General features: G+C 43.8%; 24 protein-coding genes and 4 tRNA genes. 27 read left to right on the top strand and 1 reads right to left on the bottom strand.

Annotated features, from left to right (window positions below):
- Window positions 1–12: 12 nt before the first annotated feature.
- From CLV98_RS01660 to CLV98_RS01720, 13 genes are read left to right on the top strand one after another with little or no spacing between them, the layout of a single operon-like run.
- A complete protein-coding gene (locus CLV98_RS01660) occupies window positions 13–543 on the top strand; it encodes a DUF3341 domain-containing protein (protein WP_109672248.1) in 531 nt (176 codons plus the stop codon).
- Between the two features lie 12 nt (window positions 544–555).
- Window positions 556–1,164, top strand: a complete 609-nt coding sequence (locus tag CLV98_RS01665) for a c-type cytochrome (RefSeq protein WP_109672250.1) — start codon at window positions 556–558, stop codon at window positions 1,162–1,164.
- Window positions 1,165–1,201: 37 nt separating this feature from the next.
- Window positions 1,202–2,539 carry a quinol:cytochrome C oxidoreductase gene (locus tag CLV98_RS01670; protein ID WP_109672251.1) on the top strand — a complete coding sequence of 446 codons (1,338 nt, stop codon included), beginning with the start codon at window positions 1,202–1,204 and terminating at the stop codon, window positions 2,537–2,539.
- Between the two features lie 22 nt (window positions 2,540–2,561).
- The gene (locus tag CLV98_RS01675) at window positions 2,562–3,668 is read left to right on the top strand and encodes a cytochrome c oxidase subunit II (RefSeq protein WP_109672253.1); all 1,107 of its coding nucleotides are present in this window, start codon (window positions 2,562–2,564) and stop codon (window positions 3,666–3,668) included.
- 29 nt (window positions 3,669–3,697) lie between these two features.
- Window positions 3,698–5,581, top strand: coding sequence for a cytochrome c oxidase subunit I (locus CLV98_RS01680; protein WP_109672254.1), 1,884 nt, complete (start codon window positions 3,698–3,700; stop codon window positions 5,579–5,581).
- A complete protein-coding gene (locus tag CLV98_RS01685; RefSeq protein WP_109672256.1) occupies window positions 5,556–6,560 on the top strand; it encodes a COX15/CtaA family protein in 1,005 nt (334 codons plus the stop codon). Before CLV98_RS01680 ends, CLV98_RS01685 begins: the two co-directional genes overlap by 26 nt.
- An 8-nt stretch (window positions 6,561–6,568) precedes the next feature.
- Window positions 6,569–7,453, top strand: a complete 885-nt coding sequence (cyoE, locus tag CLV98_RS01690) for a heme o synthase (RefSeq protein ID WP_109672257.1) — start codon at window positions 6,569–6,571, stop codon at window positions 7,451–7,453.
- A 21-nt stretch (window positions 7,454–7,474) separates the two neighbouring features.
- Window positions 7,475–8,062: a cytochrome c oxidase subunit 3 gene (locus CLV98_RS01695; protein WP_109672259.1), complete on the top strand. Its 588-nt coding sequence runs from the start codon at window positions 7,475–7,477 to the stop codon at window positions 8,060–8,062.
- Window positions 8,063–8,075: 13 nt separating this feature from the next.
- Entirely contained in the window at window positions 8,076–8,846 is a 771-nt protein-coding gene (locus CLV98_RS01700; protein ID WP_109672260.1) for a cytochrome c oxidase subunit 3, read from the top strand.
- A 33-nt stretch (window positions 8,847–8,879) separates the two neighbouring features.
- Window positions 8,880–9,209 (top strand): cytochrome C oxidase subunit IV family protein, encoded by a 330-nt coding sequence (locus CLV98_RS01705; protein WP_109672262.1) that lies wholly within the window; start codon window positions 8,880–8,882, stop codon window positions 9,207–9,209.
- Window positions 9,210–9,218: 9 nt separating this feature from the next.
- On the top strand, window positions 9,219–9,869 hold the full coding sequence (locus CLV98_RS01710; RefSeq protein WP_109672263.1) for a hypothetical protein: 651 nt from the start codon (window positions 9,219–9,221) through the stop codon (window positions 9,867–9,869).
- Window positions 9,870–9,872: 3 nt separating this feature from the next.
- Window positions 9,873–10,409 carry a DUF420 domain-containing protein gene (locus CLV98_RS01715; protein WP_109672265.1) on the top strand — a complete coding sequence of 179 codons (537 nt, stop codon included), beginning with the start codon at window positions 9,873–9,875 and terminating at the stop codon, window positions 10,407–10,409.
- Window positions 10,406–10,663: a CAMCR motif-containing small membrane protein gene (locus tag CLV98_RS01720; RefSeq protein ID WP_109672267.1), complete on the top strand. Its 258-nt coding sequence runs from the start codon at window positions 10,406–10,408 to the stop codon at window positions 10,661–10,663. Before CLV98_RS01715 ends, CLV98_RS01720 begins: the two co-directional genes overlap by 4 nt.
- A gap of 108 nt (window positions 10,664–10,771) precedes the next feature.
- Here CLV98_RS01720 and murI read toward each other — a convergent pair whose 3' ends face one another.
- Window positions 10,772–11,581 (bottom strand): glutamate racemase, encoded by an 810-nt coding sequence (murI, locus tag CLV98_RS01725; RefSeq protein WP_109672269.1) that lies wholly within the window; start codon window positions 11,579–11,581, stop codon window positions 10,772–10,774.
- 244 nt (window positions 11,582–11,825) lie between these two features.
- Here murI and CLV98_RS01730 point away from each other — a divergent pair, with 244 nt between their 5' ends.
- The 14 genes from CLV98_RS01730 to rplL all read left to right on the top strand — a co-directional run bounded on the left by CLV98_RS01730 (window position 11,826) and on the right by rplL (window position 19,609).
- Window positions 11,826–12,416 carry an RNA polymerase sigma factor gene (locus CLV98_RS01730; RefSeq protein ID WP_109672271.1) on the top strand — a complete coding sequence of 197 codons (591 nt, stop codon included), beginning with the start codon at window positions 11,826–11,828 and terminating at the stop codon, window positions 12,414–12,416.
- Complete coding sequence (locus tag CLV98_RS01735) at window positions 12,397–13,191, top strand: hypothetical protein (RefSeq protein ID WP_109672272.1); 795 nt, start codon at window positions 12,397–12,399, stop codon at window positions 13,189–13,191. Before CLV98_RS01730 ends, CLV98_RS01735 begins: the two co-directional genes overlap by 20 nt.
- 40 nt (window positions 13,192–13,231) lie before the next feature.
- Window positions 13,232–14,308 carry an outer membrane beta-barrel protein gene (locus CLV98_RS01740; RefSeq protein WP_109672274.1) on the top strand — a complete coding sequence of 359 codons (1,077 nt, stop codon included), beginning with the start codon at window positions 13,232–13,234 and terminating at the stop codon, window positions 14,306–14,308.
- A 168-nt stretch (window positions 14,309–14,476) separates the two neighbouring features.
- Window positions 14,477–14,559, top strand: a tRNA-Tyr gene (locus CLV98_RS01745).
- 59 nt (window positions 14,560–14,618) lie between these two features.
- Window positions 14,619–14,691: transfer RNA gene (locus CLV98_RS01750), tRNA-Gly, on the top strand.
- A gap of 307 nt (window positions 14,692–14,998) precedes the next feature.
- A tRNA-Thr gene (locus CLV98_RS01755) sits at window positions 14,999–15,070 on the top strand.
- A 117-nt stretch (window positions 15,071–15,187) separates the two neighbouring features.
- Window positions 15,188–16,375, top strand: coding sequence for an elongation factor Tu (tuf, locus tag CLV98_RS01760; protein ID WP_109672275.1), 1,188 nt, complete (start codon window positions 15,188–15,190; stop codon window positions 16,373–16,375).
- Between the two features lie 105 nt (window positions 16,376–16,480).
- Window positions 16,481–16,554: transfer RNA gene (locus CLV98_RS01765), tRNA-Trp, on the top strand.
- A gap of 17 nt (window positions 16,555–16,571) precedes the next feature.
- A complete protein-coding gene (gene secE / locus CLV98_RS01770) occupies window positions 16,572–16,763 on the top strand; it encodes a preprotein translocase subunit SecE (protein ID WP_109672277.1) in 192 nt (63 codons plus the stop codon).
- A 21-nt stretch (window positions 16,764–16,784) separates the two neighbouring features.
- Entirely contained in the window at window positions 16,785–17,339 is a 555-nt protein-coding gene (gene nusG, locus CLV98_RS01775; RefSeq protein WP_109672278.1) for a transcription termination/antitermination protein NusG, read from the top strand.
- 78 nt (window positions 17,340–17,417) lie between these two features.
- Window positions 17,418–17,867 (top strand): 50S ribosomal protein L11, encoded by a 450-nt coding sequence (gene rplK, locus CLV98_RS01780; RefSeq protein WP_109672280.1) that lies wholly within the window; start codon window positions 17,418–17,420, stop codon window positions 17,865–17,867.
- A 32-nt stretch (window positions 17,868–17,899) separates the two neighbouring features.
- Window positions 17,900–18,598 carry a 50S ribosomal protein L1 gene (rplA, locus tag CLV98_RS01785; protein ID WP_109672281.1) on the top strand — a complete coding sequence of 233 codons (699 nt, stop codon included), beginning with the start codon at window positions 17,900–17,902 and terminating at the stop codon, window positions 18,596–18,598.
- A 1-nt stretch (window position 18,599) separates the two neighbouring features.
- The gene (gene rplJ / locus CLV98_RS01790; RefSeq protein WP_109672283.1) at window positions 18,600–19,133 is read left to right on the top strand and encodes a 50S ribosomal protein L10; all 534 of its coding nucleotides are present in this window, start codon (window positions 18,600–18,602) and stop codon (window positions 19,131–19,133) included.
- Window positions 19,134–19,225: 92 nt separating this feature from the next.
- Window positions 19,226–19,609, top strand: a complete 384-nt coding sequence (rplL, locus tag CLV98_RS01795; protein ID WP_109672284.1) for a 50S ribosomal protein L7/L12 — start codon at window positions 19,226–19,228, stop codon at window positions 19,607–19,609.
- Window positions 19,610–19,892 lie beyond the last annotated feature (283 nt).

Consider the following 19,892-nt stretch of genomic DNA (forward strand, 5'->3'; position numbering starts at 1 on the left):
TATAAGTTTGAAATGGCAGAGTTAACAGGTAAATATTTGGTGGGTGTCTACGACGACGATGACACCGTATTACATGCCGTTCCTAAATTAAGGAAGTCTGGCGTAAAAATTGAAGAGGTATATTCTCCTTTTCCTATTCACGGATTAGACGAGGCATTGGGCCATCCCCGTACGCGTATCGGTATTGCTGCATTTATGTTTGGTGTTACAGGTTGCTGTTGTGCCCTTACGTTGATGATCTGGACGATGGGTATCGACTGGCCGATGATTATTGGTGGTAAGGATCCTATTTCTATTCCTAACTACATTCCTATTACTTTTGAATTAACGGTTCTATTTACCGCCTTTGGTATGGTTACTACTTTCTTTATTTCCAATGGAATGGGACCAGCCTCGCATTTTCACCCCCGATTCGATTTTAGATCTACGGACAACAAATTTGTGATGGCCATCAATATGGGTAGTAACGCCATGAGCGAGGATGAGATTTCCAGAGCCCTAAGAGATAGTGGAGCAGAGGAGGTTAACATCAAACAATTTTAATAGAATAGTACGATGAAATTAGGAAAAATAAATAATTTAATTGGTTGGGCCTTTGTCCTTTTGGTGTTTGTTACGGCCTGTAGCAAAGACCCAAATGACCCAGGTAAGGAGTATGCCCCCAACATGTATTTACCGGTAGGCTATGAGCCTTTCCGTCAAGAGAAGCCAAACCCGATCAACCCCATGGGGATTACCATGCGCTTGCCTGTTGAAGGTACCGTGGCTCGGAGGAATTATACGACCCAATTTGGTGAAGGAGATTCTGCCCAGGTCGATTTGATGGTCTACAATATTCATGCCGATAGCATTGAGGTTTCTTCAAGGGTATTAAAGAATCCTGTACCACTTAACGAAAAGACGCTTGCTGAAGGTAAAGTGTTATACGATCGTTACTGCCAACATTGCCATGGTGCTACCGGTGCCGGCGATGGTAAGGTAGGAGGCATGTACAAAGGGGTGCCTAATTATGCAACAGACGCCTATAAGAATTTGAACGAAGGACATATTTTCCATGTCATTACCTTTGGTAAGGCCCGTATGTGGCCACATGCTTCGCAGGTTACTCCTGAAGAGCGCTGGAAAATTGTACACTACGTGCAAAAGTTGCAGAAAGGATCTTAATAAAATTTTGATAACTGAGAATTAATAATATTTAATAATGGCATCAGCACATTCGATTCCTTCTATTGAAGAACGGTTTGAATTCACCTCAGGGGCTAAAAGAAACTTGATGATTGGAGGAGCTGTCGGTTTGGCACTTGTTCTGGTTGGAGCGTATTTGGCAGCCAATGGTGGGGGTGGACATGAAGTGGCGGCCCATGGGGCCGAGGCGGCAGGGCATGCCGGAGCAGAACATGCCGCCGCAGGACACGAAGCGGCAGGTCATCATACGGCCGGTTGGATTAAGCGTATTTGGGCTAACCTTTGGGTTAACGGCGTTTACTTTACTGGAATCTCCGTAATAGGCCTGTTCTTTATCTCCTACAACTATTTGGCACAAGCAGGTTGGTCGGCAGTCTTTAAAAGAGTCCCCGAAGCAATGCCCGCATTTTTGCCTTTCACTGGGGTTATCATGTTGTTGACCTTTGTTTTTGGAGGGCATGACTTATTTCACTGGACACACGCTGGACTTTATGAAGTAGGTGGGCCGGAGTATGATCCTATTATCGCCGGAAAACAGGGATATTTGAATACCCCGTTCTTCCTTGGCCGATTGGTATTCTATTTTGTAGTATGGTACTGGCTATGGAAGGTAATCCGTAACCTTTCCCTTCAGGAGGACGAAATAGGAGGTACTGAGTTCTACGAAAAATCGATACGTTTTGGTACGGCCTTTTTGGTAGTATTCGGGGTTACTTCCTCTACTTCTGCCTGGGATTTTGTGATGTCTATCGATACCCACTGGTTTAGCACCATGTTTGGATGGTATACTTTGGCCAGCTGGCATGTATCTGGCTTAGCCGTTATTACCTTGACTGTGGTGATGCTACGCGATAGGGGATACCTTAGAGCCGTTAACAAGAGTCACCTTCGTGACTTAGGTAAGTTTGTATTTGCCTTTAGTATTTTCTGGACTTATGTATGGTTCGCTCAATTCCTATTGATCTACTATGCCAACTTACCAGAAGAGACCATTTATTTTATAGAGCGTTTCAGTGGTTATGAAGGATATTACAAGGCTCCGTTCTTTATCACGTTGTTTTTGAACTTCTTCTTCCCTTTCTTGGTCCTGATGACCCGCGATTCTAAGTATACGCCGTCGATATTGAAAGTGGCTTGCTGGAGTGTTATTATCGGTCATTATATGGACTTTTATACCAATATAATGCCTGGTACCGTTGGATCCGAAGCCTCTTTTGGTCCATTAGAATGGGGATTTTTCCTTATATTTATTTGTGCGTTTACCTGGTCGGTTGCTTCGCAGCTATCTAAAGCTAATCTGATCCCACGGAATCATCCTATGTTGGAAGAATCCCTTCATCACGATATAGCCTAAATCGTTAAAAACTCTATTTGATATGTATTATATTATCGCCTTAGTTGCTTTAGTCTTTATTGTTTTAACAGGAATCGTCATTTCCCGTTTGCAGAATGTATTGAAATCGGTCAAATCCGATGATTCCACGGAGGTGAAGCATACTGGCAACCGTTTTAACGGTGCCATGTTCCTGTTCGTGCTGGTTTTAGGGGGAATTGCAATCTTCTGGTCTTATATGGATGCCCGCGGAGATTTTCTTCCAACGGCCTCTTCTATCCATGGTAGAAGAACCGACGACTTGTTCTGGTTCTCTATGGGGATCTTAACCATTCCTTTTATTTTCGTTAATGTCCTTATTTTTTACTTCTCATGGAAGTACCAATACAAAAAAGGGAACACAGCGGCATTTTATCCAGACAACCACCGCTTAGAGTTGATCTGGACCATCGTGCCTGCCATTGTAATGGCCCTGTTGGTGTTTACCGGCTGGAAAGCCTGGTCCGATATCACGGGTGAAGCTCCCCAGGATGCCGAGGTGATTGAAATTACTGGTAAGCAGTTCAACTGGATTACCCGTTATTCAGGAGTTAACGACAATACCCTTGGTAATTACGACTACCGCCTGATCGACGCCCAAAACGAAGTTGGAATTGACCTTTCTGATGAAAACTCTTTCGATGACTTTATGGGCCCTGCCAGTGCGATTCACATTCCTGTGAATACGCCCGTATTGCTAAAAATTAGGGCACGTGATGTGTTACACAGTGTTTTTATCCCTCATATGCGGGTAAAAATGGATGCGGTTCCTGGTATGCCTACTAAGTTTTGGTTTGTAGCCGATAAGACTACTGCCGATATGCGTGCCGAATTGAACGACCCTGATTTTAACTACGAGCTGGCTTGTACTGAAATCTGTGGTATGGGTCACTTCTCGATGGGAACCAAAATTGTAGTGGAAGACGAGGCCAGTTATAGAAAATGGTGTGCGGAACAGCCTACTTTCCTGAATACCTATCCTGAATATTTGGCTAAGGTACCCGACAATTTGAAGGCTAAGGCAATGAAATACTTGCCTGAAGGAAGCGTTACAGCGGTGGCTGATAGTACTTCTGGTACTGTTGGAATGGGTTCTAGTAGCCTCCGCTAATTTTTATTACAATAAAACAGTAAATAAATATGTCAGCTATCGTAGGAGCGGAAAGCATTCACGAACATGCAGAATCGCATGAGCATCATCATGTGTCCCAAAACTTTTGGCAAAAGTATATTTTTTCTGAGGATCACAAGGTGATTGCCAAACAATACCTGATTACGGGTATCATATGGGCGGTTATTGGTATTTCTATGTCGGTTATCTTCCGGATTCAGTTGGGAATGCCCGATTCGAACCTGTCTTGGTTGAAGCCGGTATTGGGTCAATGGATTAGTGATTCTGGAAAGTTGGATCCTAACTTTTATTTGGCCTTAGTTACCATGCACGGTACCATTATGGTATTCTTCGTGCTTACAGCGGGTTTGAGTGGTACTTTTAGTAACTTCCTTATTCCCCTGCAAATCGGTGCTCGCGACATGGCCTCAGGCTTTATGAACATGCTATCGTACTGGTTCTTTTTCTTGGCTAGTATCATCATGTTCGGTTCTATATTCTTACAGACGGGTCCTGCTGCTGGGGGTTGGGTAATATATCCTCCTCTAAGTGCCTTGCCCGAAGCGCATCCAGGCTCAGGAATGGGTATGACGCTTTGGTTGACGAGTATGGCCTTTTTCATTGTATCGCAGCTATTAGGAGGTATCAACTACATCACTACCGTGATTAACCTTCGTACTCGGGGTATGTCTTTCGACAGACTTCCGCTTACGATTTGGGCCTTTTTGATCACCGCTGTATTAGGTCTTATCTCTTTCCCTGTGCTTTTGTCGTCGGTATTATTACTGATTATGGACCGTCACTTCGGAACGAGTTTCTATCTTTCAGATATTTATATCAATGGAGAAGCCCTTCCAAATGTAGGGGGTAGCCCTATCTTGTTCCAGCATTTGTTCTGGTTCCTAGGACACCCTGAGGTATATATTGTATTGCTTCCTGGCTTGGGTATTACTTCGGAGGTTATCGCAACGAACGCTCGTAAGCCTATTTTTGGCTACCGTGCCATGATCGCCTCTATGCTTGGTATTGCTTTCTTGGCATTTATCGTTTGGGCTCACCATATGTTTGTAACTGGTATGAACCCATTCTTAGGGTCCGTATTTATGTTCCTTACCCTGATCATCGCCGTACCTTCGGCTGTGAAGGGCTTTAACTACATCACTACCCTATGGAGAGGTAATATCGTGTTTACGCCCGGTATGTTATTTTCAATTGGTTTGGTATCGTTATTCGTTTCGGGAGGTCTTACTGGGATTATCTTAGGAAACAGTGCCTTGGATATTCAACTTCACGATACTTACTTCGTGGTGGCCCACTTTCACTTGGTAATGGGTGCTGCATCGGCCTTCGGTCTGTTTGCTGGGGTGTATCACTGGTTCCCAAAGATGTTTGGGCGTATGATGAACCCTACCTTGGGTCAACTACACTTCTGGTTATCGTTTATAGGTATTTACATGGTGTTTATCCCTATGCACTATGTGGGTATCGCTGGTTTCCCAAGACGTTACTACCAGTTTACGAGCTACGATTTTACGCATAAATTTATGGACATGAATATGTTCATATCTATAGCGGCCATCTTCTCTTTCTTGGCGCAGTTTATTTTCCTTTGGAACTTCTTCTATAGCATTTTTAAAGGTAAGAAAGCCCCTAAAAATCCATGGAGATCCAATACTTTGGAATGGACTACTCCCGTTAATGTGGGACATGGTAACTGGGAAGGTGAAATACCTGCCGTATACCGCTGGTCTTATGACTATAGCAAGCCTGGTGCTAAAGAGGATTTTATCCCTCAAAACGTGCCTTATTCACAAACATTGGAGTCTAATTTACCTCATGAAAATGAGCTTATAGCCACGGAGAAGGAGATAGAGGCTCAAAACTTTAATGACCAGTTTAAGACAGCACATTGATCCTAAGGCCATTCGTCGTTTAAGACGAGTGGCCTTAAATACGATTGTTACCCTCTACCTGTTAATAATGGCCGGTGGGGTGGTAAGAAGCACTGGGGCTGGCATGGGATGTCCCGATTGGCCCAGATGCTTCGGCACCTGGATCCCTCCGACGGATGTGTCGCAGCTGCCTGATAATTACAAGGAAATATACGGAGCCAAGTTGAAAGGTGAAGTAGAGTTTAACCCGGTTAAGACCTGGATTGAATATGTAAACCGCCTTTTAGGAGCCTTTACAGGGATTATGATTTTCTGTACGCTACTGGCTACCCTTGCTTTCTGGAACTCCAAACGTGGTTTTTTCTGGTTAGCACTATTGGGATTCGTTCTGGTGGGTTTTCAGGGGTGGTTAGGGTCGAAAGTTGTAAGTTTTGAACTCCATCCGGTAGTGGTAACCGTACATATGCTGGTGGCCATTATTATCGTAGGCGTCTTGATCCTGCTGTTCGACAAGGCAGATCGCTTGGCTTATGAAAGGAGCTCCGGACTTGGGCTTAAGCAGTCCAGAATTGGATGGTGGGTCCTTGGATTAACCTTGGTTCAAGTCATGTTAGGAACTCAGGTTCGAGAAAATATCGATGAAGTGGTGCGGGTATTGGGTTATGATGCCCGGAGTATGTGGATAGATCATTTGGATTTCCGTTTCTATTTGCACCGCACTTTTTCTATACTCGTACTAGGAATTAACTTGTACTGGTTTCAAATGATACGCAAGACACCGCAGGGCTATAAGGACCTAAAAGGTATTATAGTTTGGTCGGTGGTGATCTTAGGATTAGAAACGGCAACGGGTATTATCATGGCCTATTTTGGCGTACCCGCTTTCGCCCAACCGGTGCATCTTACTTTGGGTATTTTACTCTTGGGCTTGCAGTTTATATTATTTTTAAATACCAAATCGAAGGACGTGGAGGTAGGTAGGGTTGAAAAGGTTTTATAATAGCATTAATGAACAATAGCACTTTAAGTATTCAAAATCCGCTGGCTAGTGTCCGGGTATTGTTTGAATTATTGAAATTTCGACTGGCAGCATTAATCGCCTTTTCAGGAGCTATGGGCTACTGCTTGGGAGCTGCTGTGATCGATGCCTTGCAGCTGGTAGCTTTTGTGGTAGCATCTATTGCAGTGACGGGTGCGGCCAATATCATCAATCAAATCCTGGAGAAGGATTTGGATAAGTTAATGAAACGTACCGCTGGCCGGCCGCTTCCTAGTGGTCGTATTTCGGTAGATCAAGCCATTCTTTGGGCTGTGGTTTTAGGGGTGGTTTCAATGGTTATTTTCGTATGGATGTTTAACATCAGTACGGCTTTAATCTCCCTGCTGTCGTTGGTACTCTACGGCTTCGTCTATACCCCTCTCAAAAGGGTAGGGCCTATTGCGGTATTTGTAGGTGCCATTCCTGGGGCTTTCCCTCCGATGATCGGCTGGGTGGCTGCTACCAATCACTTTGGACTGGAGCCGGGTATATTATTTGCGATTCAGTTTTTTTGGCAGTTTCCCCATTTCTGGGCCATAGCCTGGGTACTGGACGACGACTATAAACGGGCTGGTTTTAGGCTTTTGCCTGCCAATGGATTGAAAGATTCGGATACCACCTTACAGATCATGATTTATACCTTATTTTTGATACCTGTAGGTTGGTTACCCTATAAACTTGGAATGACTGGCATCAATTCGGCTTTTATTGCTACCGTTTTTGGGGTGTTATTCCTCGCTCAAACTTTCCATTTGATGCGCCATTGCAGTGATAAGACCGCACGTCAGTTGATGTTTGGCTCGTTTTTGTATTTGCCGATTGTACAAATCGCCTTTTTGTTGGATAAGTTGTGATCGATTAAATTATTTTGTGAAATGGAGGATGTTCAACAGTTGAAAATGGATAAAGAACCGCAGGAAACCCTATCGATGGATCCTGTTAAGTTTATATTGTGGTTGTTCCTGGTAACGATCGTCATGTTGTTTGCTTCTCAGTCCAGTGCTTATTTGGTACGTAGGGCAGAGGGTAATTGGCTTGAATTTCAAATGCCTACTATATTTTGGTACAGTACCGTCGTGCTACTAGCAAGTAGTATCACCATGCATTGGGCTTATATAATGGCAAAAAAAGATGAGATCAAGCGATTGAAGCTGGCAATTTCTATTACTTTTGCGCTTGGCTTGTTGTTCCTTGCGATGCAGTTCCAAGGATGGAAGGACCTGGTCGAAATGAATGTATATTTCGTAGGAAACCCGTCTGGTTCGTTTTTTTATGTCTTTACGGGCCTGCATGGATTCCATATTATCAGTGGCCTCATCGTATTGGTATTTGCCTTGTTTGCATCTTTTAAGTTAAAAGCGAATGTCAAAAACCTAAGACAGATTCAGATCTGTACTACGTATTGGCATTTTTTAGATTTACTCTGGGTATACCTATTTGTTTTTTTATTGACCTTTAATTGATTTTTATTTACCAATGGCTTCAAATGTAACAACACCTGGCGCGGTAGAACCCAAATTTTGGATGGGTGGAATTGAGCCCATGAAAGCGAGTTATGGAAAATTGATGATGTGGTTCTTCCTCATCTCAGATACCTTTACCTTTTCGGCTTTGCTGGTGGCCTACGGTTATCAGCGGTTTAGCTTTCCTGCTTACTCGGGTGAGGTAGCAGATTTTGTTAACTCCAACCTCTATTGGCCTATCCCCGAAAAGGTATATGCCGCAGTTCCTTTCCTTCATGGAGTATACCTTCCCCTCGTTTTCGTAGGGATTATGACCTTTATTTTGATTGCCAGTTCGGTGACTATGGTGTTAGCCGTAGAGGCCGGTCATCGTAAGGACAGAGCTACAGTAGAGAAATATATGCTTTGGACTATTTTGGGTGGTTTCACTTTCTTGGGTTGCCAAGCTTGGGAATGGGCTCACTTTATCCACGGTACCGACAATGGTACTTTGATGACCATTATGGAAAATGGTAAGATGGTAGAAAAAACGATCTTTGGTGCTAACCTTACCGTAAACGAGTACGGCCCTGCCGCTTTTGCCGATTTCTTTTTCTTCATTACGGGTTTCCATGGTACTCACGTATTTAGTGGTGTTATCCTGAACATCCTGATCTTCTTTAGAGTGGCTACTGGGCTTTATGATAAGCGTGGAAGCTACGAAATGGTTGAGAAAGTGGGTCTTTACTGGCACTTTGTCGATTTGGTCTGGGTATTCGTGTTTACCTTCTTCTATCTGGTTTAATCTTCACAAAGATCTTTAAAATTATATATCATTATGGCAGACGCGCATCATATACAGAGTAACGATCCCAATGCTGGGGCCGAACAAAGAAAAGCCATCTGGAAAACCTTCTGGATTCTGTTGATCCTTACGGCTCTTGAATTCCTCATAGCGTTTACCGTTGCTCATGGCACGCTTAAGGTGACTATATTTATTGTAATGACTATCGTAAAGGCTTTCTATATTGTAGGAGAGTTTATGCACTTAAAACATGAAACCAAAGGATTGATTTGGTCGATCTTGATACCCATTGTTTTCGTTGCTTGGCTTATTTTAGCCTTACTTTTGGAAGGTAATGCCGTATTTGAGGCTATTTTCGGATAGTAAAGACTTATGAAAAGATACCGTAGAGCCGGGTTGCTAATACTTACATTAGCAATTCCGGCTTTAATCTTAATTTTTCTAAAGGGTTTTACGACCAACCATTATGTGTTGCCGTATTTTAACCCTATTCTAGACGACCAAGGACGGGTGGTTAGGCGTGGGGACGATACCTTATTCTCCTCTAGGGAGCAGCTGATGGTGGATGCCTTGGACTCTTCGGGCCTTCTGTCGATCCCCCTTAAAAATAGGTTTACGGTAGTGGGCTTTTTGCCTAAAGACTGTGACGATCGTTGTACCCTGTATTTGGAAGGCTTGCAACGGATTTATAAACTTCGACAAGCCGTTCCTACCCTGAGCCTGGTTACCCTGACCGATGGGGCGGAACTTCTGAAGGTAGGAAATACCTACGGGATGGGGAGTGATGGTTGGTCCTTATACGGGTTAGATACTTCCGACTCTACAAGGGCAATATCCCGGGAGTTGAATATTTATAAAAATGCGGCTGGAACAAAAACCAATTATTCTTTTTCTAGGTTGTTACTCCTAGATTCCGAAGGTTATACCAGAGGATATTACGATTTTAATGATGCCGAAGAGGTGGATCGCCTCATGGCTGAGATTAGAATACTCGATTACGAATTGAAACATAGAAATAACTAAGATATGGCTGCTGCAATAGAGGATAAGCCCATTTATAGAAAGGTGATCAATGTGTTGGCCATCGTGGTACCTATTACCGTGGCTTTCTTGTTGGGGATTCGCCAAAAGGTAGAACTAGGGGCCTGGACCAAATCCCTTCCCCATGTGATAGGGGTTATCAATAGCCTTACCGCAATTTGTTTGTTGGTGGGGTATTATTATATCCGGCAACGTCGATACGACGCCCACCGGAAAGCCATGACTTTGGCCTTCCTGTTTGGATCTGTATTTTTAGTGTGTTATATTTTGTACCATGTGTCCAACGAGTCCACGCCTTATGGTGGAACAGGACTGATGCGTCCAATCTATTTTTTCTTGCTGATCTCGCATATCGTACTCTCCATCGTGGTGGTATGGTTTGTGTTGAGAGCCATTTATTTTGGATTCGCCAACCAACTTGCCGAACATAGGAAAACAGTGAAATGGGCCTGGCCTATTTGGTTGTATGTGAGCGTGAGTGGCGTGATTGTTTATTTAATGATTAGTCCTTATTATACATGAAAAAGTTATTGATTGTTAGCACGGTATTCGTCTTGTTTTTTCTTATTGGGAACGAGGCTATCGCTCAGTGTGCCATGTGTCGTGGGACGGTTGAGAGTTCTATAGGGAACGGGCGTAATAACGTAGGTTTTGGCCTGAATACTGGTATCATGTTTCTCTTTGTGATGCCCTACCTTCTGGTGGGTGTCATTTCGTATTTGTGGTACAAAAAGAGTAAGAAGTTTCAGGCCGAACGCAAAATTGCTATGTCCTGAGAGGGTCCTGTTACATAGTTAACTGCTGGACGCAAAAAAAGCGGAATCTATTGGTGATTCCGCTTTTTTTGCGTCCTGTCGTTTTCTTACGATCGTCAGCGCCTAAGCTTATTCCCATAGTGGGTAATGCTCCAGCTTGAGGTGTTGACCAAAAAACGTCCTAGTCGATTCTTCAAAGGATTTGGTATAATCCGAAACATAGAAGTGGCGTTTTCCTTCTCCTTTACTATTCAAAAGGTAATGTTGCTCTAGCCAGGCCTTGAGCGAACGGGCCACTATTTCGGAGCTGTCCAGAATGGCCACCGGTTGTTGATAGTACTCTGCGATTTGTTGCTTTATCAAGGGGTAGTGAGTGCATCCTAATATCAGGGCCTCTATTCCTGCTAGGGTCGGATCTGAGAGATACGCTTCTATTATCTTTTCGCTAATATTATTGTCGAAAAACCCTTCCTCTATCATGGGGGCTAGCAAAGGGGTAGCCAGGGATCGGAGTTGAATGTTTTTATTCAGTTCCGATACCTTCCTATTATAAACCTCCGAAAGGACGGTTTGTTTGGTACCGATGAGCCCCACCGTCTTACCTGGGTACTGTTCCTTTACATAATCGACCACTGGGTCTATCACATTCATGACCTTGGCCTTGGAACCTACATAGGCTTTTACCAGATCGAATGCCGCTGCAGAGGCCGAATTACAGGCGATTAATATCAGCTTGCATTCTTTCTGAATAAACAGATTACAGATTTTGATTGCATACGATTGTATGGCTGCCGTTGATTTGTCGCCGTAGGGTAGGTGTGCCGTATCTCCAAAATAGATGGTATCTTCATGGGGTAGGAGTCGTGTGACGGCGCTAGCGACGGTCATACCCCCTATGCCACTGTCGAAGATTCCAATAGGCGCTGCTGAGTCGAACATGTTTTATATCGATGATATTTCTGAAATAATGGTTGCCAAAACTAAGGTATGGATTCGAATAATTCATGTTTGGACCTAAATAAATAATGGCTAATTGGTTTTTTAATGTTTTGAATTACAGTGTACTAATTGTGCTTCAATGGTTTTAAGCGCGTTAAATAAATTATTTTTGTCTGGTCTAGGCACCTAGATGCAACCTTTGTATAGCACCTTAGCATCTTACTGTTGAAACTAATGGAATGTAATGGGTAGAGTTTTAGCCTTTTTTAATCAAGATGCACAGCTTGTAAAAGCACTCCGGCAAGGCAACGCCAAAGCCCAACGGCAGCTTTATGACCGCTATGCTGCCGTGATGCTAGGGCTATGTACCCGTTACGTTGGCGATGGCATGCACGCCGAAGATATAATGATAGAAGGCCTCATGAAAGTTTTTACGAAAATAGAGCAGTACTCTGGTGAAGGGAGCTTAGATGGGTGGATTCGCCGTATTATGGTCAATGAGGCCTTAGGCTATCTGCGTAAAAACAAAAAAAGCATGGAGGAGAATTTGCAGCAGACCATCGATGTGGTAGCCGAGGGCTACGATACGGATGCCGATCTGGAGGTAGCGTCACTCATGAAGCTGGTGCATGAACTTCCGGTAGGATACAAAACTGTTTTTAATTTGTATGCTATAGAAGGCTATAGCCATAAAGAAATAGCGGTTATGTTGGAAATAAGTGAGAGTACCTCCAAGTCGCAGTTGCATCGGGCAAGGGCACTGTTGCAAAAGCAGCTATTGGAAATGGACAAGGATTTTAATAAGATGATAAATCATGAAAAAGCATCCGATTGACGAAATTTTTAAGGATAAACTAGGCCATCTGCCCAAAGAGCCCTCTGCACAAGCTTGGGAAAAGTTGTCGGGCCGTATGAGCCAGTCAACGAAGCGACGTCCACCGTATTGGTGGTATGCTGCCGCTGCCAGTTTGTTGTTAGGCGCTTTGCTTTGGGGGAATATGTCCCTATGGACTGGCACTGTGGCGCCTCCTTTGGGCGTCAGTGAGTCGGAGAAAGTAATGAATCGACCTATAGAGGAAGAACCAACTGTAGTTCCCCTGACTGCAGAAGGGCTTTCGAAAGAACCGGCTCAGGCTCCAAGTAAGCCTCGTGAAAATGCGATGGCAGAGCCGCTGGCAATAGCCCACACAGGCCATAATCCCGTGAAGCCCGACTTACAGAAGGAAAAAGCGCCAGAGGTGAAGGAACCCTTATATACGGAAAAGGTAGCAGTGATTGCCAAGCCGAAGCTAGAGCAAATAGACCTCGAGGCGGACCTTAAGCTACCCAAGACTATAGTACCCGAGGATTTGGAAGATAATGCTCCTGCCAACCGGGTGATCCTCGTTCAAGTAGAGGAGCCAACGGCCACCGAGGCCGATAGAAACGGGCGATTAGGCCGTTTGTTTAAGCAACTAAAAAATGTCAAGTCTGGGGAGCCTGTAAATTGGGACCAAGTAGGGATCGATCCAAAGTCTATTCTGGCACGCGTGGATGATCGCCTGGTGGGTTCGGAGAATATCCCGGTTTTAAAAAACCGACGCATCAAACAAAATTCGGAAGACGAATAATGAAAGTTTTATTAAATCAGACGTATAACTACTATTAGCCATGAAAAAATTACCTGTTATTTTAATTGGGATGCTGCTGTTGATCTGTGGCCTGGTACGGAGTGAGGCGCACCCTGCCACCAGCGTACAGACGGCCTGGAAGGACTCCATCGTCATTAGCATTGGAAATAAGACTCGCCTGGTCATCGTGGGAGAGAATCAGAAAGAGCTGGAAAAATTATTGCAATACGATATCAATGCCTTGCTTCGGGATTTGAAGATACGCCTCGATAGCAGCCAATTAGGAACTACCTTGATTGTCGAAAATTTCGACGGGGAAAGGTATCAGTATATTAAAGAGGGGGAGGCTCATGAATCGGTACGGATCGATATTAATGGGATTCACGTCCAAACAGACCGGGTGGTGCATGAGGATAATGAGGATGAGGAGGATGACGACGAAGGAGAAGGTAAAAAGCATACGCATAAGTTTTATAGAAATTCCAAAGGGAGCAGTCCTAGAAAGGGGTTCGATCTGTCGTTTGGTTTCAATACCTACGTTCAAAATGAAGCGACGCCGGGGTATGTGAAATCGGATTATGATTTACGACCCTTCGGGTCGCGATATGTGAAGCTGGGCTATGTAGCCAGTGGCACGATAGTACGAGGGGAGCATGCGAAGCTTTTTCTAGACCTAGGGGCCGATTTTTCCTGGAACAACCTCATGTTCGAAGGGGATAATACCGTTCAAAAAGGGAACGAAAGGATCCAATTCGTACCGGTCACAGATTCGAACGGGGCCACTCTGGACCTGAAAAAGAGTAAGCTGGTACTTCCTTACGTGAATTTATCGCTGATGCCCACTATTTCTTTTTCAAAGACGCTTATTTCGTATATCAGTGCGGGGGTGTATGGCGGCTATAGGATAGGAGGCTATACCAAGGTAAGGCAAGAGGGTTCTAAAGATATTCAGAAGGAGCGCTCGGATTTTTATGTAAATGATTTGCGCTATGGGATTGGTGCGGAATTAGGTATCCGCAATTTCGTGAATCTCTTTGTTCAGTACGATTTAAACGAAGTATACCGTACTAACCATGGGCCGTCTGTAAGGATGATAAATTTTGGAATAAAATTATAAATTAATAAGCGATTGTAAATCAGAGTGATAGTTCAATATTTCGACATTTAGGAAAAAAAACTTTAAAATTTTTTCTTAAAACAGTTTGAGAATATCAAAAATCAACCTAATTTTGCAGCTCCAAAAGTGAGACAAGAGGTTTTCACGGTTGTGTTGAAATATTGAAAAGGGGGTGTACCAGAGTGGCCAAATGGGGCAGACTGTAAATCTGCTGGTGTATGCCTACGGTGGTTCGAATCCATCCGCCCCCACAGTATATGCAAGAAAAAAGTTCATTACTACCAGTTATTGATCTTTGCATAGTACGATTGCGGAAGTAGCTCAGCTGGTAGAGCGATAGCCTTCCAAGCTATAGGTCGCGAGTTCGAACCTCGTCTTCCGCTCAATTTTAAGAGCACCGTCAAGCGATCAGCGAAAACATTCATTCGAACCCTTTCGCTGATCGCTTTTGGTTGTTAAAGGGGTAGGAGTCGCCGATTAGTCGAATCGACTCTCCAAGACCTGACGAGTGTAAGCCAAGCCAAAAGAGGGATTGGTAGTTGAAATTGAAATATTGCCGGTGTAGCTCAGGGCGGTTCGTCGATACGATAGAGCACTTCCTTGGTAAGGAAACTGTAAGTATCGCAATTCTTGAGAGCAACTGCACTTGAATATCAGAAGCGATATTCATGACATAGAAATTGAAATATTGCCGTTGTAGCTCAGGGGTAGAGCACTTCCTTGGTAAGGAAGAGGTCAGGGGTTCAAATCCCCTCAATGGCTCATAGAAAATTTTGATTCCGATAGGGCCGATAAAGTCGAATCTGGCTAGACCCTATGTTGAGTCATCATATAGTGTTTAATAAATTCGTAATAACTTAATTTTAGCGTACTTAAGACATGGCAAAAGAGACGTTTGACCGCTCGAAACCCCACGTAAATATTGGTACTATCGGGCACGTTGACCACGGTAAAACTACCTTGACAGCGGCAATTACTACAGTATTGGCTAATCTAGGGCTTTCACAGAAACGTGATTTCTCCTCTATTGACAATGCACCTGAGGAAAAAGAGCGTGGTATTACCATCAATACATCGCACGTAGAATACCAGACGGCTAATCGTCACTATGCACACGTTGACTGTCCTGGTCACGCGGATTATGTGAAGAACATGGTAACTGGAGCTGCGCAGATGGATGGAGCGATTATCGTAGTTGCGGCTACAGATGGTCCTATGCCACAGACTCGTGAGCACATTCTTTTGGCTCGTCAGGTTGGTGTACCTCAGCTAGTTGTATTCATGAACAAAGTGGATATGGTAGACGATCCTGAGCTTCTTGAACTTGTAGAAATGGAAATTCGTGAGCTTTTGAGCTTCTACGAATATGATGGAGATAACATTCCTGTAATCCAAGGATCTGCCCTAGGTGGATTGAACGGAGAAGAGAAATGGGTTAAAACCATCGTGGATTTGATGGATGCTGTAGATAGCTACATTCCAATTCCTCCACGTATGACTGATCTTCCTTTCTTGATGCCTGTAGAAGACGTATTCTCGATCACTGGTCGTGGTACAGTAGCTACTGGTCGTATCGAGCGTGGTGTGATCAACTCTGGAGAGCCTGTAGATATCTTGGGTATGGGAGCTGAGAACTTGAAATCGACCGTAACAGGGGTGGAGATGTTCCGTAAGATCCTTGACCGTGGAGAAGCGGGTGACAACGTAGGTTTGTTGCTTCGTGGTATCAACAAAGAGGATATCCGTCGTGGTATGGTTATTTGTAAGCCAGGTTCTGTAAAGCCTCACTCTGAATTCAAAGGAGAGGTTTACGTACTTTCAAAAGAAGAAGGTGGACGTCACACTCCATTCTTTAACAAATATCGTCCTCAGTTCTATTTCCGTACTACAGACGTAACAGGAGAGATCACTCTTCCTGAAGGAGTAGAGATGGTAATGCCTGGAGATAACATCACTATCCAAGTGAAATTGATCAACAAGATTGCTATGGAAAAAGGTCTTCGTTTCGCGATTCGTGAAGGTGGACGTACCGTAGGTGCTGGTCAGGTTACTGAGATTCTTGACTAATCTTCGATAAATATTTTAAAACAAGTGCATTTCAGTCGAAATGCACTTGTTTTTTATAATGTAGTTCAGTATCTTTGCAGCCCGAAACTTTGGTTTGCACAATATACGGGTGTAGTTCAAGGGTAGAATAGCGGTCTCCAAAACCGTTGATGGGAGTTCGAATCTCTCCACCCGTGCCAATAAGTAAATAGGAAACATGGAAAAATTTACTTCATTTTTGAAGGCATCATGGGAAGAAATCACCCAGCATGTTACGTGGCCAGGCTTTTCGGAGCTTCAGTCGAATACGACATTGGTGCTAGTTGGATCTCTTATTTTTGCCTTAGTGGTAGGCGTGATGGATCTTGTATTTGAGAACGCCCTCAAGCTGTTTTATCAGTCTTTTTAAGAAGACAATCCCCCAGAAGGTATGAGTGGTTTAAATTGGTTTGTATTGAGAGCTGTGTCAGGACAGGAGAAAAAAATCAAGTCCTACATAGAGAATGAAATTTCACGACAAAACTTGTCCGAGTTCGTTCCCCAGATTCTGATCCCAGCGGAGAAGATTTATGAGATGCGGAATGGCAAAAAGCGGGTGCGTGAGAAAAATTTCTTTCCTGGATACATCATTATTTCTGCCGACCTATCGAAAGGGGAAGTGTTGCACATCATTACCAGTATACCTGGGGTGATCGGTTTCCTAGGGAATTCGGAGGGTAACTCCAAAGTTCCTGTGCCTTTGAGGCAGTCGGAGATCAATCGTATCCTGGGTAAGTTCGAAGAGGCCGATCAGGAAGAAGAGGCACCGAGCTTGTCGTTCCTACAAGGAGAGACCGTCAAGGTGGTCGATGGGCCTTTCAGTGGCTTTATCGGCGTAGTGGAAGAGGTGTTCGATGAGAAGAAAAAACTCAATGTAGTTGTAAAAATATTCGGGCGTAATACACCCGTGGAACTTAGTTACGCACAAGTAGAAAAGGATAGTTGATTGAAATAACGGGCAGGGTAAGCTTCCACTTGCATGTGAGCCGTTAGATCGAACAATGAACCGACAAATTCCAAAACAATGGCAAAAGAAATAAGTGGATACGTCAAACTTCAGGTAAAGGGTGGTCAAGCCAATCCTTCACCTCCAATTGGACCCGCATTAGGGGCCAAGGGTTTGAATATCATGGAGTTTTGCAAGCAATTCAATGGCCGTACCCAAGACAAAATGGGAACGGTATTGCCGGTAGTTATTACGTACTATAAGGATAAGTCTTTCGATTTTATTATCAAGACTCCCCCGGCCGCAATTTTGCTTCTAGATGCATCAAAAGTTAAGTCTGGTTCGGCTCAGCCTAACCGTGTGAAAGTTGCTTCCGTATCATGGGATCAAGTACGCACGATTGCTGAAACGAAAATGCCCGACTTAAACTGTTTTACAGTTGATGCTGCTATGAAAATGATTGCGGGAACGGCTCGTAGTATGGGTATTACTGTAGCAGGCAAAGCCCCGTGGGAAGAAAACAACTAAGCGTATTTTAATTGCGCTAAAGAAAAAAAGACATGGGAAAACTGACCAAAAAGCAAAAAGAAGCTCTTTCGAAATTCGACGCGGAACAAGATTATACGCTTGAACAAGCAGCGGATGTACTTAAGACGATTTCCTATACTAAGTTTGACGCTTCTGTGGATATCGACGTTCGTTTGGGCGTAGATCCTCGTAAGGCCGATCAAATGGTACGTGGCGTGGTAACATTGCCTCACGGTACAGGTAAAAACGTTCGGGTACTTGTTTTGTGTACTCCTGATAAGGAAGAAGAAGCGAAAGAAGCCGGAGCAGAATATGTAGGTCTTGATGAGTATATCCAAAAGATAGAGCAAGGCTGGACCGACATTGACGTGATTATCACAATGCCTAGTGTAATGGCAAAAGTGGGTAGGTTAGGTAAGGTATTGGGTCCACGTGGATTGATGCCAAACCCTAAATCGGGTACTGTTACACCTGAAGTTGGTAAAGCGGTTAAGGAAGTAAAAGCTGGTAAAATCGATTTTAAAGTCGATAAAACAGGGATTATTCATGCTAGTGTTGGAAAAGTATCTTTCGGTACCGATCAACTAGCCCAAAATGCGCAAGAAGTTCTCAACACGTTAATTCGTTTGAAACCTTCTTCAGCCAAAGGTACCTATGTAAAGAGCATTCACTTGTCTAGCACGATGAGCCCGGGTGTTACTATTGATAAAAACACGATTCCAGGATTATAATATGACACGGGAAGAGAAAGCATTAATTATTGACGAACTAAGTCAGAAATTCTCGAACACGCCATACTTTTATATTACCTCTGCGGCCGGTATGTCCGTAGGTGAGGTAAACGTCCTTCGGGGCTTATGCTTCGATAAAGGTATCGAGTATCGCGTAGTAAAGAATACCCTGATTAAGAAAGCGCTAGAAACATTAGATACAGATTATACTCCATTCGATGCCGAGGTATTGAAAGGTTTCTCTGGGGTAATGTTTCACCCGGAGTCAGGTAAAGTTCCTGCACAACTGATCAAAGAATTCAAAAAGACTACAGGATCGGATAAATTGAAGTTCAAAGGAGCTTCTGTAGATTCCTCTGTTTTCGTAGGTGAAAGCCAACTTGAAGTTCTTACCACGCTGAAATCGAAACAAGAATTGATCGGCGATGTGATCGGATTGTTGCAATCTCCTGCCAAAAACGTTATCTCTGCTCTTTCGAGTGGTGGCAACAAGTTGGCTGGTATTCTTAAGACTTTGTCTGAAAAAGAAGACTAATATCATGCGTAACCGGGTGGGACTCCCCGGATTTGTTTAACCAGAGTCCTTTTAATCATTCTTATTGTATAATCACAAAATCAAAAATAAAAATGGCAGATTTGAAAGCTTTCGCGGAACAGCTTGTTAACCTTACGGTTAAAGAAGTGAACGAATTGGCTACAATTCTTAAAGATGAGTACGGCATTGAGCCAGCAGCAGCTGGTGCAGTGATGATGGCAGGTCCTGCTGGCGGTGCTGGTGAAGGTAGTGCCGCAGAAGAGAAGACATCTTTTGACGTTATCTTGAAAGCAGCTGGTGCTAGCAAGCTTGCAGTTGTTAAATTGGTAAAAGACCTTACTGGCCTTGGCTTGAAAGAAGCGAAAGAACTAGTTGATGGTGCTCCTAAGCCAGTTAAAGAAGGAGTTGCTAAAGACGAAGCTGAAGCTTTGAAAAAACAACTTGAAGAAGCTGGTGCTGAAGTAGAGGTTAAGTAATTTTCCCTACAGGTTTTAGCACCTGACGATAATATAGAATAGGCCTGGCGATCCGTCAGGTCTATTCTTATTTGCATTTTAACATTCGGCCATCCTCCCTTCTGGTTCGAATATTTTCACTGGCGTTCAGGCCCTGGTATCGTAGCCTGTCCTGCCTTCCTTCTACAATAGGCCGATCCGAAACACTTCTTTACTCGTAGAAAAGAAGCACAGGGGTCGCTTATTATAAGTTCTCTACGAGGCAATACGATTGCGGTTTTAAACTAATTGGTACAATTGCGTG

The sequence above is a fragment of the Dyadobacter jejuensis genome (assembly GCF_003149085.1).
GTDB classification, from domain to species: domain Bacteria; phylum Bacteroidota; class Bacteroidia; order Cytophagales; family Spirosomataceae; genus Dyadobacter; species Dyadobacter jejuensis.